Source organism: Rhodococcus sp. FW305-130, assembly GCF_058788335.1.
Window position 1 is genome coordinate 663,818 of sequence record NZ_JBYTAP010000002.1, and the last position, 15,037, is coordinate 678,854.

The following is a 15,037-nucleotide window of genomic DNA, read 5'->3' on the forward strand; positions in this document are numbered from 1 at the left end:
CCGGACTTGAACATACAAGTCCGGAAGAGTCCATTCGGCTCTGTCTAGGGGGAAAATGTTTGTAGGGGCACTGGAGTTCGACATTCTTTTCGGCGATGTCCACTCACTCAAGGAAAAGCGTTCGATGCTGTCGCCGATCCTGACGGAACTCCGTCGATTCGGCGTGAGTGCAGCGGAGGCGGGGGAGCAGGGACGCCTGCGTCGTGCGCTCGTGGGCGTCGGTGTGGTCAGTTCGTCCGTCGATCACCTGCACGATGTTCTCGATCATTGTGAGCGAGCGGTCGCCGAGCGTCCGGAGATTCAGTTGCTGGCTGTGCGAAGGCGAATCTTCGGCCCGGAAGACTGAGCGTCACCGATCGGTGTCAGCGAGCCACGCGCCCAGACGGCGTACCGAATCGAGTTGGTCGGCAAGGGATTCGGCGTCCTCACAACCGAGTGCGACTGTGTCGACCGCGTCACGCATTTTCCGCGCAATCTCGGTTTCACTCTGTGCACTGGTGATCCCGACAGAAGCGGTCAGCGCTTTCACCCGGTCCGCGCCTGCGTCCGGGAATCGAAGTAGACCAACGTCCAAAACCCAAGCGGCGGTGTGATCGTCGCTTCTGAATTCCCGAAGAATCTGGGCGTCGTCGACAACCCTCACCAGCCCTCTCAGCAACTTCGATCGCCGTATTCGACGTCTTCGGGTTCGTCACGCTGAATGAAGATGACGTTGTTGCCCGAGGGATCGACGACGGGTGAGCCGACTCAGATCCGGTCCGGAAGCGCGTGATTCGCGGGGCGCCCTTGGCGAGGGCCTCCCGGTAGGCGGCGCGCTACTTCATGCCACGACGAAGCGCACGGTAGACGCGCCCGGATCGATCAAGGTTGATGTGAGCGATTCGCTGGTCAGATTGAGGCCCGCGTTTCCCGACCCGACCTCAATGGATATCTGGCGGCTCGATTCGCCCCGCAGCGAACCGGATCCGTCAGAGATGTGCGTCAAGTCGATTGCTCTGGTTCCACCGGTGCGAGTGTCGCGGTTCGAATAATTGACGTAGGCGGTGATCGAACACGGGCTGTCGAAAAAGGAAGTCCAGGAGACTGAAACGACTGCAATGCCTGGACGGTCGTGCGGGGTTTGGACGTAGCCCGTGAGTTGTCCGCTACAAGGAAGGGTGTTGTTCCTTCCCAACGAATATGTCAATGGAAGCGGTGTGAACTCGCTGTGGTCGGCCGACGCGATTGCCGGCGAGCAAAGTAGTGCAGTCGCAACGAGTCCTCCGGAAATTATCGATGCGGTGATTCTTGATCGCGTCATCGACCGAACGTTACCAATAAAAGGGCGATCGGTCTGTGCTCTGGGTCCGGCAGGCGCGGGTGGATGGTGATTTGGTTGCCGGGTAGCCGATGGACGAGACTGTTGTCGGTAATAATTCTTGTTAACCAGAACTTTGATCGATCGAGTCACCTCGATTCGAGTGGCCAGGTAGAGGAGACTGACAGTCATGGTAGATCCAGCCCGGGCACGCAAGTTGGCAAAGCGTATCGGAACCATCGTCGCGACCGCGATCGATCACGAGATCAAGGATCCGCGACTCGCATTTGTGACCATCACGGACACCAAGGTCACCAACGATCTGCACGACGCGACGGTGTACTACACAGTCATGGGCGAGAAGGTCGATTCCGCACCCGATGTGGAAGCCGCCGCCGCAGGACTCGAGAAGGCCAAGGGTGTTCTCCGCTCGAAGGTCGGTGCCGGAACCGGCGTTCGCTTCACACCGACTCTGACGTTTGTCGCCGATACCGTTCCCGACACCGCGCGTCATATGGAAGAACTGCTGGCCCGTGCCAAGGCCGCCGACGACGAGGTCGCCAAGGCGCGTGAGAATGCACAGCCGGCCGGAGATGCAGATCCGTACAAGGAGCCGCGAGTGGCTTCGGACGAAGACGAGGCGTCGCCAGATGTTCGTGAAGCCGACTGACGCGCACCGAGAATGACGATCACCGCACTTTCGGACGTCGACCCCTGCGAGGCGAAGTTCGCTCAGGTGGCCGAGGTTCTCGAATCGGCGCACACGGTGACAATTCTCTGCCATGTGCAGCCGGATGCGGACACGATCGGCAGCGGACTTGCGCTCGGTCTCGTTCTCGAGCGTCGGGGCATTTCGGTGCAGGTCGCGTTCAGTCGGCCGTCGGCGCTGCCCGAGTCGATGTGTGATTTCCCTGGTGTTCACTTGCTCACGGCGCCCGCCGATGTTCGGGAAAGCGTCGATGTTCTGGTGACCGTGGATGTCGGCAGCGAGGGCCGCCTCGGTGAGTTGGCGAGTCGACTCGCCGGCGCGCATCGCACAATCGTCCTTGATCACCATCGCTCCAATTCCGAATTCGGAACCATCAACGTCGTCGACGAAACCGCGGCTTCGACGACGGCGCTCATCGCACGATTCTTCGATGCGTGGGGAGTCGCGATCGATCGCGATATCGCGCACTGTCTCTATGCCGGACTGGTCACCGACACCGGTTCCTTCCGGTGGGGAGGTCCGCTTCCGCACGTGCTCGCGGCGCGTTTGCTGGCGACCGGCATCGACGGCGACGCGATTGCGCGAAAGCTGCTCGACACCCATCCGTTCGGGTGGTTGCCGATGCTGGCTTCGGTACTCGGGTCCGCGGTGCTGGTCCCGGAAGCCGCGGACGGCCGTGGGCTGGTGTACGCGGTGATCCGACGCAGTGACATCGGCGATCTTCGCTCCGAGGAGATCGAGAGCGTCGTCGATATCGTGCGAACTACTTCGGAAGCCGAAGTTGCCGCAGTACTCAAAGAGTCGGTTTCCGGAAGCTGGTCGATCTCGTTGCGTGCAAAGTCGGCGATCGACGTGTCGGCGGTCGCTGAAAGTCTTGGTGGCGGCGGGCACCGGCTGTCGGCCGGATATACGTCGACCACTTCCAGCGACGAGATTGTTGTCGCGCTCGTCGCGGCACTCGGCTGAATCCGCGGCATTGAGCGAATCTGACGCCGCCTCGGCGGGATCTTCGGCAGCTGATTTCGACGTCACTGGGCGTCGAATCTTTTCCCTGGCGTTTCCGGCACTCGGGGTACTGGCGGCCGAACCCCTCTATCTGTTGTTCGACATCGCCGTGGTCGGCCGACTCGGGGCGCTTCCGCTGGCCGGATTGGCAGTCGGTGGTCTGATCCTGTCGTTGGTGAGTACGCAGCTGACCTTCTTGTCGTACGGCACGACGGCGCGCGCCGCACGGCTGCACGGGGCGGGCCGCGAGCGCGACGCGGTGGGCGAGGGTGTTCAGGCGACCTGGCTGGCGGCCGCGATCGGCTTGGCCTTGGTAGTGATCGTGCAGGTGATCGCGGGCCCGCTGACTTCGGCGGTGGCCGGGACTCCCGACATTGCGGCGGCTGCGGAAAGTTGGCTTCGGATAGCGGTATTGGGTGTTCCACTCATCCTGGTGGCTCTGGCCGGCAACGGCTGGATGCGCGGGGTTCAGAACACGGTGCGACCGCTTCGGTTCGTCCTTGTCGGCCTGGGTATTTCAGCGGTGTTGTGCCCGATTCTCGTGCACGGTTTGCTCGGTGCTCCCCGGATGGAACTCGAAGGATCAGCTGTCGCGAATCTGGTCGGCCAGAGCGTTTCGGGTGTCCTGTTCGCTTGGGCACTCTTTCGTGAACCGGTCTCGGCTCGACCGCATCTTGCAATCATGCGGGCGCAGATGCTGATGGGCCGTGACCTGATCCTGCGCAGCCTCGCATTCCAAGCGTGTTTCGTCTCGGCGGCCGCGGTGGCGTCGAGGTTCGGTGCAGCCGTAGTCGGTGCACACCAAGTTGTCCTCCAACTGTGGAACCTGGTTTCGCTCCTTCTCGATTCCTTGGCGATCGCCGCCCAAACGCTCATCGGAGCTGCCCTCGGCGGTGGATTCGCAGCCGCCGCGAAGAGGATGACCTGGCGGATCACTGCCTGGTCGACGGTATTTGCCGTGGTACTCGCGATCTTCTTCGCCGCGGGCCACTCCGTGATCCCCGGACTTTTCACGTCCGACGCCGAGGTCCTCGGTCAAATGTCGATCGCCTGGTGGTTCTTCGTCGCGATCATGCCGGTAGCGGGAATCGTGTTTGCACTCGACGGTGTTCTGCTCGGCGCCGGGGACGTGGTGTTTCTGCGCAACGCGACCATGCTCTGCGCAGTTCTCGGATTTCTGCCCGCGATCTGGCTCTCCCTCGCCTACGACTGGGGGCTGGCCGGAATTTGGGCAGGGCTTACCGTGTTCGTAGTACTTCGGATGGTCGCGGTGTCGTGGCGAGCGTTTTCCGGCAAGTGGGCAGTGACAGGTCCGGCGACGGCGAAGCGCGGAAGTTCAACTGAGGAAGCAGAGGGATCGTGGCAGCAAAGCTGATGGCGGTGAGCGACATTCATGTCGGTCACAACGGCAACAAGCCGATGACGGAGGAACTGTTCCCGGATTCGCCTGACGACTGGCTCATTCTCGCCGGAGATGTTTCCGAGAAAACTGACGACATTCGGTGGGCGTTGAAGCTCCTTCGCAGCCGATTCGCAAAGGTCATCTGGATTCCGGGCAACCACGAACTGTGGACGACCGCCAAGGATCCGGTTCAGATTCACGGAGCGCCGCGGTACGAGTACCTGGTCAACATGTGCCGCGAACTTGACGTCATCACGCCCGAGGACCCGTTCCCGGTGTGGGAGGGAGACGAGGGCCCGGTCACGGTCGTCCCGATGTTCCTTCTCTACGACTACTCCTTCCTGCCGGAAGGCGCGCGAGACAAGGAACACGGGCTCGAGATCGCGCGGGACAAGAACGTCGTCGCCACCGACGAGTTCCTGCTCTCGCCGCAGCCGTATGCAACGCGCGACGCGTGGTGCCGGGCGAGAATCGAATACACCCAGGCACGGTTGGACGCGCTCCCCGAAGGCACAAAAACCGTTCTGGTGAACCATTTCCCGATGGTCCGGCAGCCCACGGACGTGCTCATGTATCCGGAGTTCGCGTTGTGGTGCGGAACCACCGCGACCGCCGACTGGCATGTGAAGTACAACGCGGTGTGCTCGGTGTACGGGCACCTGCACATTCCTCGAACCACGTACTACGACGGCGTCCGCTTCGAGGAAGTCTCACTCGGATACCCGCGCGAATGGCGTCGGCGTGGACTGCCGGAGAAGTTGTTGCGTCAGATTCTTCCCGTTCCGGAGTACCCGCCGGGAACGCTCAACAAGTGGGGTGGCCACTTCAAGGTCACGCCGGAGCAGGAAGCCGAAGTCGAGCGCATGCGCGCCGGACGCTGAGAGGTATCGCTACGTGATCGAACAGATTCTTCCCGGTGGAGTTGCGACGGCCGAGGCCTTCGTGGATCCGCCCGGTCTGGTTCCGCACCCCAGTGAGGAGGCGTTGATCGGCCGCGCGGTCGAGAAGCGCCGTCGCGAGTTCGTGACTACCCGGCACCTCGCGCGTCAGGCGATGGGCAAGCTCGGTGTTCCGTCTGCCGCTGTCATGCGCGGCGAGCGTGGTGCCCCACTCTGGCCGCAGGGAGTAGTCGGAAGCCTCGCCCATTGCGACGGCTACCGCGGCGCTGTCCTGGCGTACTCCATGCAGGTCCGCTCACTCGGTATCGACGCCGAGCCGCACGGCCCGCTGCCGGACGGGGTATTGCCCGCGGTCAGCATCGAAGCGGAACGAACGTGGCTGGACACTCAGGAAACCGGCGGTCCGGTGCACTGGGATCGAGTGCTCTTCTGCGCGAAGGAAGCCACGTACAAGGCGTGGTTTCCGCTCACCGGGCGCTGGTTGGGTTTCGAGGACGCCCACATCACATTCGAGGCGGAGTCGGAAACTTCCGGAACTTTCAACTCGCGTCTGCTGGTCCCCGGTGAGGCGACGTCTGGTCCGCCGCTCACCTCTTTCGACGGCAGGTGGTTGGTGTCGGACGGGCTCATTCTGACGGCAATTTCGGTGCAGTGAGCGCGACTGGCAGAATCGGCACACGTGTCAGCTCGTGAAAAGCCTTCCTCCGGTCTTGTCGGCGCCGGAATCCTGATTGTCGACAAAGAGGCGGGCATCACCAGCCACGACGTGGTCGCTCGGTGCCGCAAATTGTTGAACACCCGCAAGGTGGGACATGCCGGGACTCTTGATCCCATGGCGACCGGCGTCCTCGTTCTCGGCGTCGAGCGTGCGACCAAGTTGCTCGGACTCCTGGCACTGACAACCAAGGCGTACTCGGCGACCATTCGCCTCGGTGCAGCGACGGACACGGACGATGCCGAAGGGGAGGTCCTGACTTCCGCAGACGCTTCGCAGGTGACGGACGCGGAGATCGCTGCCATCGTGGCAACGCTGACCGGAGACATCAAGCAGATCCCGGCAAGCGTGAGCGCTATCAAGGTCGACGGTCAACGCGCACATGCCCTGGTGCGTGCGGGAGAAACCGTCGAACTGGCGCCGCGCCCGGTAACGGTGTCGACTTTCGAAGTTCTGGCTCGGCGAGATGTCCCGGGTGGCTTCGTCGATCTGGATGTAGACGTTGAGTGCTCTTCCGGAACATACATCCGCTCGCTTGCACGCGACCTCGGTCGTGAATTGGGCGTCGGCGGTCATTTGACGGCATTGCGCCGCACCCGCGTCGGGCCGTTCACTCTCGAACATGCGCGCACGCTCGAAGATCTCGCGGAACAGCCGGGTGTGAGCCTCGACATCGATCAGGCTGCGCAGACGGCTTTTCCGCATCGGCAGATCACGGCGGAGGAAGCCGAGGCGATCAGCCAGGGGCGCTGGCTCGAGCCGATCGGGATGAAGGGGATCTGTGCGGCGATCGATCCCACCGGTCACACGATTGCGCTTCTGCAGGAGAAGGGTCGACGCGCCAGTTCGGTGATGGTCGTGCGACCGGCGACGCTTCGCGAGTGATCGTCCGCGAGCGTGTCGACGGCGACCTCGACGGTTGCGTCGATGCGCTGGCACAGGTCCACGAGTGCGACGGATATCCGAACACGTGGCCGCAGAACCCGCACCGCTGGCTCAGTTCGCCCACGGTGGTGAAGGCGTGGGTCGGTGAGAGCGACGGGCGTGTTGTCGGTCATGTGGCCGTCGACCGCGAGGTTGCAGGCGCGCCCACCACCGCGGGATCGATAGCCGTGTCGCGATTGTTCGTTCATCCCCATGCGCGCGGAAACGGCCTCAGCGGTGCGCTACTCGACGCTGTCACGGATTTCGCAGCCGAAAGTCAGTTGGAACTGGTGCTCGACGTCGTCGAGGACGCTTTGCCGGCGATCGCGCTGTACGAGCGTCGAGGTTGGGTGTACGTCGACGAGAGGCTCGCCGACTGGACCCGGACCGACGGCGTCCGGCCCGTGGAACGGCGATACCGTCTGCCGCGCTGAGCGGCCTCGACTACACGAGCCAAATTGCTTGAGCGACTGGGCTTCCCAGGTCGATGGTGTCGGGGCTGTCGCCGAGTCGAACGGACACTGTTCCGGCGAAATCACGGCGTTCTTCGACAGTGATGTCGACATCGAGACTGACGCCGACGGAATCGAAGTACCGAAGCATTTCGGGATCGGAATCGGAGATCCGGGCAACGCGGCCCCGCTCGCCGTTGGCGAAGTCGCTGAGCTGACGGGCCGGGGGAGTCGGCACCGAACCATCTGTGGCGGGAATGGGATCGCCGTGCGGGTCACGTTCGGGGAAGCCCAGTTTGGCGTCCATCCGCGAGATCATCAGATCGGAAACGGCGTGTTCGAGGACTTCGGCTTCGTCGTGGACTTCGTCCCAGCCGTAGCCGAGTTCCTGAACCAGATAGGTCTCGATCAACCGGTGGCGCCGGACCATGGACACAGCAGCCGCGCGGCCACTGTCCGTCAGAGCGATGGAACCGTAGCGGGCGTGATCGACGAGGCCCTGGTCCGAGAGTTTGCGGATCGCCTCGGACACCGTCGAAGCCGAGACGTTCATCTTCTCGGACAGGAGCTTGGTGGATACCCGCTCGTGGGACCACTCCTGGATCGTCCAAATGACCTTGAGGTAGTCCTGAGCCACCGACGAGAGTGCGAGCGTGTCGATTGCCGCGCCGTGCGCCGAAGTGCTGTCGCCATCCGACGTCGATGATGCTTCCGAGGTTCCGGTCTTGTGAGCTGCCACAACGCTTAGCTTAGGCTACGAAATCCGGAACTTCCGTACGTGAGCGGCAGCACAGCGGTGATTCGCTGGGCGGGTCCGAACGTGACCCGCCGCCGGTGGACCCGTAGGCTGCCAATCGTGCTGAGATGGCGTGGTCTCGACGAAGTTCCGGCCGATTGGGGTCGTTGTGTGCTCACTATCGGTGTGTTCGACGGTGTGCATCGTGGGCATGCCCAATTGATAGCGAGAGCGGTTACCGCTGCGCGCAAACGTGGTGTTCCGAGCGTGTTGATGACGTTCGACCCGCATCCCATGGAGGTTGTGCGGCCGGGTAGTCATCCAGCCCAGTTGACGACGCTGCAACGGCGTGCGGAATTGGCTCAGGATCTGGGCATCGACGTGTTCTGCGTGATGCCGTTCACCGCTGATTTCATGAAGCTGACGCCGGAGCGCTACGTCCACGAAATTCTCGTCGAACGTCTGCATGTCGCCGAGGTGGTGGTGGGGGACAACTTCACCTTCGGCAAGAAGGCGCTCGGCAATGTCGATCTTCTTCGTGAGATGGGCGCTCGCTTCGGCTTTGCCGTCGACGGCGTCCAGCTGCTCGCCGAGCACGCGGTGACGTTCTCGTCGACCTACATCCGCTCGTGCGTCGACGCAGGCGACATGGAAGCCGCCACCGAAGCTCTCGGCCGTCCACATCGTGTCGAAGGTGTAGTCGTCCACGGTGACAAGCGTGGACGCGAGTTGGGATTCCCGACGGCCAATGTTGCACCGCCGATGTTTTCGGCGATTCCGGCCGACGGCGTCTACGCAGCGTGGTTCACGGTGCTCGGCGCCGGCGAGGAACTCGGAACTGTCGTTCCCGGTCGTCGATACCAAGCCGCAGTGTCTGTGGGGACCAACCCGACCTTCTCCGGCCGGACCCGAACCGTCGAGGCGTACGTTCTCGACACCGAAGCAGACCTGTACGGACAACACGTCGCTGTCGACCTGGTTTCGCGGATTCGGGGCATGGAGAAGTTCGACTCGATCGAGTCGCTCATCACGGCGATGAACCGAGACGTCGAACGCGCACGCCAAATCCTGAGTGAGGATGCAGAGCGCAGCGTGGGTTGAGCGCGGCGCGCAGCGTGGGTTGAGCTCGTCCTGCACTAGTGGCGGCGGCCACATTCGCTCCAGGTGGGCGAAAGCGCCTCATTGCTGCTGGTAGGATCTTCTCTCGGTGCGTGCTGCGGTTTGCGGTGGCCGCACCGATCTAGTTCCTTTCACGCAAACGTCATCACAGGAGTGAATCAAGTGGCATTGACCACGGAAGAAAAGAAGGTCGTTCTCGGCGAGTACGGCTTGCACGAGACCGACACGGGATCGCCCGAAGCTCAGGTGGCAATGCTCACCAAGCGCATCACCGATCTCACCGAGCACCTCAAGACCCACAAGCATGACCACCACTCGCGTCGTGGACTGCTCTTGATGGTCGGTCGCCGTCGTCGTCTGCTGAAGTACGTGGCAAAGACTGACGTCGCTCGCTACCGCACGCTCATCGAGCGTCTCGGCCTGCGTCGCTAGATTTTTCTCACGACGCTGATCGAAAGCAACACGGCACGCTTCGGTTTGCCGAACACTCCGTTAGCCGGCGAAGCCACGCATATACTGGGCTTCGCTGGCTTTCGGCGTTAGCTGCCGCAAGGCAGTTTCCGCTGTCGGCGCTATGCACAGTTGTCTACGCACAGTTGTGCAGTGCGCAGCCAGCACACCGTATGCACCAGAGAACGTGGTGTCGGTTGTCGGTAGTGGTTCTCCGGACCGGGCAAGTGCCCGAAAGCTCCGGCGGACTTCGATCGACGGCCGCCCGAACGTCGTGACGTCCCGAAGCAGAAATCGCTCGCATCGCAAGGAGCGTCTGCAATTCAAGAGGGGGACGTCCCTCGGTGCGCAGTTTCCACCAGGAGGGTGGAAACGCCCGCGCGGGTACGGCGAAGACGAGAGGGAAGTGAAGAGAAAAGAATGACAGAGAATTCCGTAGTAGAGGTCGACGAAGGCGTGTTCGAATCCACCGCCGTGATCGACAACGGGTCCTTCGGTACCCGCACCATCCGTTTCGAGACCGGACGCCTTGCTCAGCAGGCCGCCGGCGCCGTCGTTGCTTACCTGGACGACGAGACCATGCTGCTGTCCGCCACGAGCGCCAGCAAGCACCCCAAGGAGCACTTCGACTTCTTCCCCCTGACGGTGGACGTCGAAGAGCGTATGTACGCAGCGGGCCGCATCCCCGGTTCGTTCTTCCGTCGTGAGGGACGCCCCTCCACCGACGCGATCCTGACCTGCCGCCTCATCGACCGGCCGCTGCGCCCGTCCTTCGTCGACGGTCTCCGTAACGAGATCCAGGTCGTCGTCACGGTCATGAGCCTCAACCCGCAGGATCTGTACGACGTCGTGGCCATCAACGCCGCTTCCGCGTCGACGCAGATCGCGGGCCTGCCGTTCTCCGGACCCGTCGGTGGCGTGCGTGTTGCACTCATCGTCTCCGAGGACAACAAGGCCGGCCAGTGGGTTGCATTCCCGACGGTCGATCAGCTCGAGAACGCCGTCTTCGACATGGTCGTAGCCGGCCGCGTCGTGTCCGGCAGCGGTGACAACGCCGACGTAGCGATCATGATGGTCGAGGCCGAGGCCACCGACAACGTCATCGCGAAGATCGCCGACGGCGCTCAGGCACCGACCGAGGCCATCGTTGCCGAAGGCCTCGAGGCCGCCAAGCCGTTCATCGCACGCCTGTGCGCTGCTCAGGCAGCACTGGCATCCAAGGCTGCAAAGCCCACGGGTGACTACCCGGTCTTCCCGGCGTACCAGGACGACGTTTTTGCTGCCGTCGAGGCTGCTGCGTCCGAAAAGCTCAATGCCGCACTGACAATCGCCGGCAAGCAGGAACGCGACGACAAGACCGACGAGGTCAAGGTCGAGGTTCTCGAGCAGGTTGCACCCAACTTCGAAGGCCGCGAGAAGGAACTGGGAGCAGCGTTCCGCTCGCTCACCAAGAAGCTGGTTCGCCAGCGCATCCTGCGCGATCAGTTCCGCATCGACGGCCGCGGCGTCACGGACATCCGTTCGCTGTCCGCCGAGGTCGCGATCATCCCGCGCGCACACGGCTCCGCACTGTTCGAGCGCGGCGAGACCCAGATCCTGGGTGTTACCACTCTCGACATGGTCAAGATGGCTCAGCAGGTCGACTCGCTCGGTCCCGAGACCACCAAGCGCTACATGCATCATTACAACTTCCCGCCGTACTCCACCGGTGAGACGGGTCGCGTCGGTTCGCCGAAGCGCCGCGAAATCGGTCACGGCGCACTCGCCGAGCGCGCTCTCATGCCGGTTCTGCCCAGCGTCGAAGAGTTCCCTTACGCGATTCGCCAGGTCTCCGAGGCTCTGAGCTCCAACGGTTCCACCTCGATGGGCTCGGTGTGCGCGTCCACGCTCGCACTGCTCAACGCCGGTGTGCCGCTTCGCGCTCCGGTTGCCGGTATCGCCATGGGTCTGGTCTCCGACCAGGTCGACGGTGAAACCCGCTACGTCGCTCTGACCGACATCCTCGGCGCCGAAGACGCCTTCGGCGACATGGACTTCAAGGTCGCAGGCACCAAGGACTTCGTCACGGCCCTGCAGCTGGACACGAAGCTCGACGGCATCCCGTCGCAGGTTCTTGCCGGTGCACTCTCGCAGGCGAAGGATGCACGGACCACGATCCTCGAGGTCATGGCGGAAGCCATCGACACCCCGGACGAGATGAGCCCGTTCGCTCCCCGCGTGACGGCCATCAAGGTCCCCGTCGACAAGATCGGTGAGGTCATCGGCCCCAAGGGCAAGATGATCAACTCCATCACCGAGCAGACCGGTGCCAACATCTCCATCGAAGACGACGGCACCGTGTTCGTCGGCGCCACCGATGGACCGTCTGCACAGGCCGCGATCGACATGATCAACGCCATTGCCAACCCGCAGCTCCCCAAGGTCGGCGAACGGTTCCTGGGCACGGTCGTCAAGACCACCGCCTTCGGTGCCTTCGTTTCGCTCCTGCCGGGACGCGACGGACTGGTGCACATCTCGAAGCTGGGCAGCGGTAAGCGCATTGCCAAGGTCGAAGACGTGGTCAACGTCGGATCCAAGATCCGCGTCGAGATCGCCGACATCGATGCACGTGGCAAGATCTCGCTGATCCCGGTCGAAGAGGGCAACGACGAGGCTGCCGCTCCGGCCGCCGACGAGGCTGCTTCCGAGTAGATCTCACTTCGTACTCTGATGCGGCCCCGCGCGGATTTCCGTGCGGGGCCGCATCTGTACTGTCTGTAGACACGAGCCTGTAGATACCTGATTCAACACTTGCACCGAGGACTGCTGAACCTTTTCATGGCAAAGACCACTCCCAACACCACGCGCAGCCGCAGCGCTGTGCTGAAATCGCCGATCGATGCGACTCCTGAATCGGGAGTGCAGCGCACGGTCCTGCCCGGCGGCCTGCGCGTCGTCACCGAATTCATCCCCGGTGTGCGTTCCGCCTCCGTCGGCGTGTGGGTCGGAGTCGGTTCCCGCGACGAGCAGCCGAGTGTGGCCGGTGCCGCGCATTTTCTCGAGCACCTGCTGTTCAAGTCGACGCCGTCACGGACCGCGTTGGACATCGCGCAGGTCATGGATGGTGTGGGCGGCGAACTCAATGCATTCACGTCGAAGGAACACACCTGTTTCTACGCGCACGTAATCGACGAGGACCTCCCGATGGCGGTGGACCTTGTTGCCGACGTCGTACTGCGTGGGCGCTGCAGAACTGCGGATGTCGACGTCGAGCGGCAAGTAGTGCTCGAAGAGATCGCGATGCGAGACGACGATCCGGAAGACCTGCTCGGCGACGCCTTCCTGACCGCGTTGTTCGGAGATCACCCTGTCGGTCGTCCCATCATCGGTAGCGTCGAATCGATCGAGTCGATGTCGCGCAATCAGTTGCATTCCTTCCATGTTCGGCGTTACACGCCGCAGCGGATGGTGCTGGCAGTAGCGGGGAACGTCGACCACAAGCAGGTTGTGACGCTCGCTCGCCGCGCCTTCGCCGGGCATCTCGAGCGTGGGGTCAAGCCGGCGCCACGGCGAGAAGGCATTCTGCGGTTGCGAACGATGCCTGAACTGAGCTTGACCCACCGCGACAGCGAGCAGGTCCACCTTGCGCTCGGGGTACGCGCGTTCGGTCGGCACGAGGGTCATCGCTGGGCTCTGTCGGTTCTCAACGCCGCAGTGGGCGGCGGGCTGAGTTCTCGTCTGTTCCAAGAGATTCGCGAGAAGCGTGGGCTTGCGTACTCCGTCTATTCCGGCGTAGACACCTTCGCGGACACCGGAGCGTTCTCCGTGTACGCGGGTTGCCAGCCGGAGAACCTCGGGGAGGTTGCCACAGTGATCCGCGAGGTACTTGCGAACGTGGCGACGGACGGAATCACCGATGCCGAGATCGCCCGCGCCAAGGGATCGCTGCGCGGCGGATTGGTTCTGGCACTGGAAGATTCAGGTTCACGCATGAACCGTATCGGTCGCAGTGAACTGAATTACGGCAACCATCGCAGTGTTGCGCAGACGCTCGCGACCATCGACGCAGTCACCTCCGAAGAAGTTCTCGAGGTGGCGCAGGTGCTCTTGACCAGGCCGTTTGCGGCCGCCGTCGTCGGCCCGTACAAGCGGGTTCGTGACCTCCCTGCGTCGGTACGCGGGATCGTGGGCAAGTAGTTCGAACTATCGAAATCGGGGTGTGCAGTTGAAGATCCGTGGTGCAGTGCTCGAAGAGATCGGCCGGGAGCGTCCCTTTGCGGAGTCGACTCCGATTTCGATTTCGGAACTCGACCTCGAATCCCCGGGCCCGGGTGAGATCCTCGTCAAGATCGAAGCTGCCGGGCTTTGTCACTCCGACCTCTCCGTGGTCGACGGGAATCGCGTTCGCCCCGTGCCGATGTTGCTGGGCCACGAGGCAGCTGGTCGAATCGTCGAACTCGGCGACGGCGTTGATTCGTTGTCGGTGGGCACCCGCGTCGTGATGACTTTTCTTCCGCGGTGTGGCGAGTGCGCGGGATGCGCCACTGACGGCCGGATGCCGTGCACGGTGGGTAGCGCCGCCAACAACGACGGCAGTTTGCTCGGTGGCGCGCAACGACTGCGGCGCTCCGGCGAGAGCGTCAAACATCATCTCGGCGTTTCGGGTTTCGCGACGCATGCGGTGGTCAACGCCAAGTCCGTAGTTGCCGTCGAAGACGATATTCCGGCCGAGATTGCAGCCGTACTCGGTTGCGCGGTGTTGACCGGCGGGGGAGCGCTACTCAACGCGGCCAAGCCTCGCCCGGCGGACACTGTGATGGTGGTCGGCTTGGGCGGCGTCGGGATGGCCGCAATCCTGACGGCGCGGGCACTCGGGGTCGAGAACGTCATCGGCGTCGACGCACTGGAGTCCAAGCTGGCTCAGGCGCTGGAACTGGGCGCGACCGAGGTTTTCACACCGTCCGGCCTGTCCGAGAGTGGCGTTCGCGCAGACATCGTCGTCGAAGCTGCGGGAAATGCTCGGGCGTTCGAGACAGCCGTGGCCGCGACGGCAGCTGGTGGCACGACCGTCACGGTCGGGTTGCCTGCGCCTGATGCGCGCTCGTCGATCTCGCCGCTCGGGCTGGTGGCCGAAGCGCGGACCATCATCGGCAGTTACCTCGGATCCGCGGTCCCCGCCCGCGACATCCCGATCTACGCGCAATTGTGGCGGGACGGGAAGCTGCCGGTCGAGAAGCTCATCTCCTCGCGAATCGAGTTGGACGACATCAATTCCGGCATGGACGAACTTGCGGACGGAAAAGCAATCCGACAGGTCATTATTTTCGACTGAAATCGTTACCTCCTGTAA

At 63.0% G+C, this 15,037-nt stretch carries 15 protein-coding genes; 13 read left to right on the top strand and 2 right to left on the bottom strand.

The window, feature by feature from the left end:
• Positions 1-55 precede the first annotated feature (55 nt).
• Entirely contained in the window at positions 56-346 is a 291-nt protein-coding gene (locus AC3WQS_RS09275) for a DUF503 domain-containing protein (protein ID WP_003942205.1), read from the top strand.
• Positions 347-349: 3 nt separating this feature from the next.
• On the opposite strand, the gene AC3WQS_RS09280 is transcribed toward AC3WQS_RS09275, so the two are convergent.
• The gene (locus AC3WQS_RS09280; RefSeq protein WP_492712482.1) at positions 350-658 is read right to left on the bottom strand and encodes a DUF8817 family protein; all 309 of its coding nucleotides are present in this window, start codon (positions 656-658) and stop codon (positions 350-352) included.
• A gap of 829 nt (positions 659-1,487) precedes the next feature.
• Here AC3WQS_RS09280 and rbfA point away from each other — a divergent pair.
• The 7 genes from rbfA to AC3WQS_RS09315 are packed head-to-tail and all read left to right on the top strand — an operon-like array spanning position 1,488 to position 7,385.
• On the top strand, positions 1,488-1,967 hold the full coding sequence (rbfA, locus tag AC3WQS_RS09285; RefSeq protein WP_003942248.1) for a 30S ribosome-binding factor RbfA: 480 nt from the start codon (positions 1,488-1,490) through the stop codon (positions 1,965-1,967).
• Between the two features lie 12 nt (positions 1,968-1,979).
• Positions 1,980-2,972 carry a DHH family phosphoesterase gene (locus tag AC3WQS_RS09290; protein ID WP_080910482.1) on the top strand — a complete coding sequence of 331 codons (993 nt, stop codon included), beginning with the start codon at positions 1,980-1,982 and terminating at the stop codon, positions 2,970-2,972.
• Positions 2,973-2,982: 10 nt separating this feature from the next.
• Positions 2,983-4,386 (top strand): MATE family efflux transporter, encoded by a 1,404-nt coding sequence (locus AC3WQS_RS09295; protein WP_241896121.1) that lies wholly within the window; start codon positions 2,983-2,985, stop codon positions 4,384-4,386.
• Complete coding sequence (locus AC3WQS_RS09300) at positions 4,371-5,294, top strand: metallophosphoesterase family protein (protein WP_003942180.1); 924 nt, start codon at positions 4,371-4,373, stop codon at positions 5,292-5,294. Before AC3WQS_RS09295 ends, AC3WQS_RS09300 begins: the two co-directional genes overlap by 16 nt.
• A 13-nt stretch (positions 5,295-5,307) precedes the next feature.
• Complete coding sequence (locus AC3WQS_RS09305; RefSeq protein ID WP_003942126.1) at positions 5,308-5,967, top strand: 4'-phosphopantetheinyl transferase family protein; 660 nt, start codon at positions 5,308-5,310, stop codon at positions 5,965-5,967.
• A gap of 24 nt (positions 5,968-5,991) precedes the next feature.
• Positions 5,992-6,912 (top strand): tRNA pseudouridine(55) synthase TruB, encoded by a 921-nt coding sequence (gene truB, locus AC3WQS_RS09310; protein WP_070797172.1) that lies wholly within the window; start codon positions 5,992-5,994, stop codon positions 6,910-6,912.
• On the top strand, positions 6,909-7,385 hold the full coding sequence (locus AC3WQS_RS09315) for a GNAT family N-acetyltransferase (protein ID WP_070797173.1): 477 nt from the start codon (positions 6,909-6,911) through the stop codon (positions 7,383-7,385). Before truB ends, AC3WQS_RS09315 begins: the two co-directional genes overlap by 4 nt.
• A gap of 10 nt (positions 7,386-7,395) precedes the next feature.
• Here AC3WQS_RS09315 and AC3WQS_RS09320 read toward each other — a convergent pair whose 3' ends face one another.
• The gene (locus AC3WQS_RS09320) at positions 7,396-8,142 is read right to left on the bottom strand and encodes a metal-dependent transcriptional regulator (RefSeq protein ID WP_019748070.1); all 747 of its coding nucleotides are present in this window, start codon (positions 8,140-8,142) and stop codon (positions 7,396-7,398) included.
• 117 nt (positions 8,143-8,259) lie between these two features.
• Between AC3WQS_RS09320 and AC3WQS_RS09325 the strand changes: the two genes are divergently transcribed.
• The 5 genes from AC3WQS_RS09325 (at position 8,260) to AC3WQS_RS09345 (ending at position 15,019) form a co-directional block, all read left to right on the top strand.
• Complete coding sequence (locus AC3WQS_RS09325) at positions 8,260-9,240, top strand: bifunctional riboflavin kinase/FAD synthetase (protein ID WP_019748071.1); 981 nt, start codon at positions 8,260-8,262, stop codon at positions 9,238-9,240.
• A gap of 180 nt (positions 9,241-9,420) precedes the next feature.
• Positions 9,421-9,690 (top strand): 30S ribosomal protein S15, encoded by a 270-nt coding sequence (gene rpsO, locus AC3WQS_RS09330; RefSeq protein ID WP_003942254.1) that lies wholly within the window; start codon positions 9,421-9,423, stop codon positions 9,688-9,690.
• A 438-nt stretch (positions 9,691-10,128) separates the two neighbouring features.
• Positions 10,129-12,399, top strand: coding sequence for a polyribonucleotide nucleotidyltransferase (locus AC3WQS_RS09335; protein WP_020907444.1), 2,271 nt, complete (start codon positions 10,129-10,131; stop codon positions 12,397-12,399).
• 126 nt (positions 12,400-12,525) lie between these two features.
• Complete coding sequence (locus AC3WQS_RS09340; RefSeq protein ID WP_084326564.1) at positions 12,526-13,884, top strand: M16 family metallopeptidase; 1,359 nt, start codon at positions 12,526-12,528, stop codon at positions 13,882-13,884.
• Positions 13,885-13,912: 28 nt separating this feature from the next.
• Positions 13,913-15,019: an alcohol dehydrogenase catalytic domain-containing protein gene (locus tag AC3WQS_RS09345; protein ID WP_175470332.1), complete on the top strand. Its 1,107-nt coding sequence runs from the start codon at positions 13,913-13,915 to the stop codon at positions 15,017-15,019.
• Positions 15,020-15,037 lie beyond the last annotated feature (18 nt).

Bases quoted from the DNA above. Each gene is read 5' to 3' on its own strand.
- rbfA (WP_003942248.1), top strand. From the start codon at position 1,488: ATGGTAGATCCAGCCCGGGCACGCAAGTTGGCAAAGCGTATCGGAACC.
- AC3WQS_RS09275 (WP_003942205.1), top strand. From the start codon at position 56: ATGTTTGTAGGGGCACTGGAGTTCGACATTCTTTTCGGCGATGTCCAC.
- AC3WQS_RS09335 (WP_020907444.1), top strand. From the start codon at position 10,129: ATGACAGAGAATTCCGTAGTAGAGGTCGACGAAGGCGTGTTCGAATCC.
- AC3WQS_RS09340 (WP_084326564.1), top strand. From the start codon at position 12,526: ATGGCAAAGACCACTCCCAACACCACGCGCAGCCGCAGCGCTGTGCTG.
- AC3WQS_RS09290 (WP_080910482.1), top strand. From the start codon at position 1,980: ATGACGATCACCGCACTTTCGGACGTCGACCCCTGCGAGGCGAAGTTC.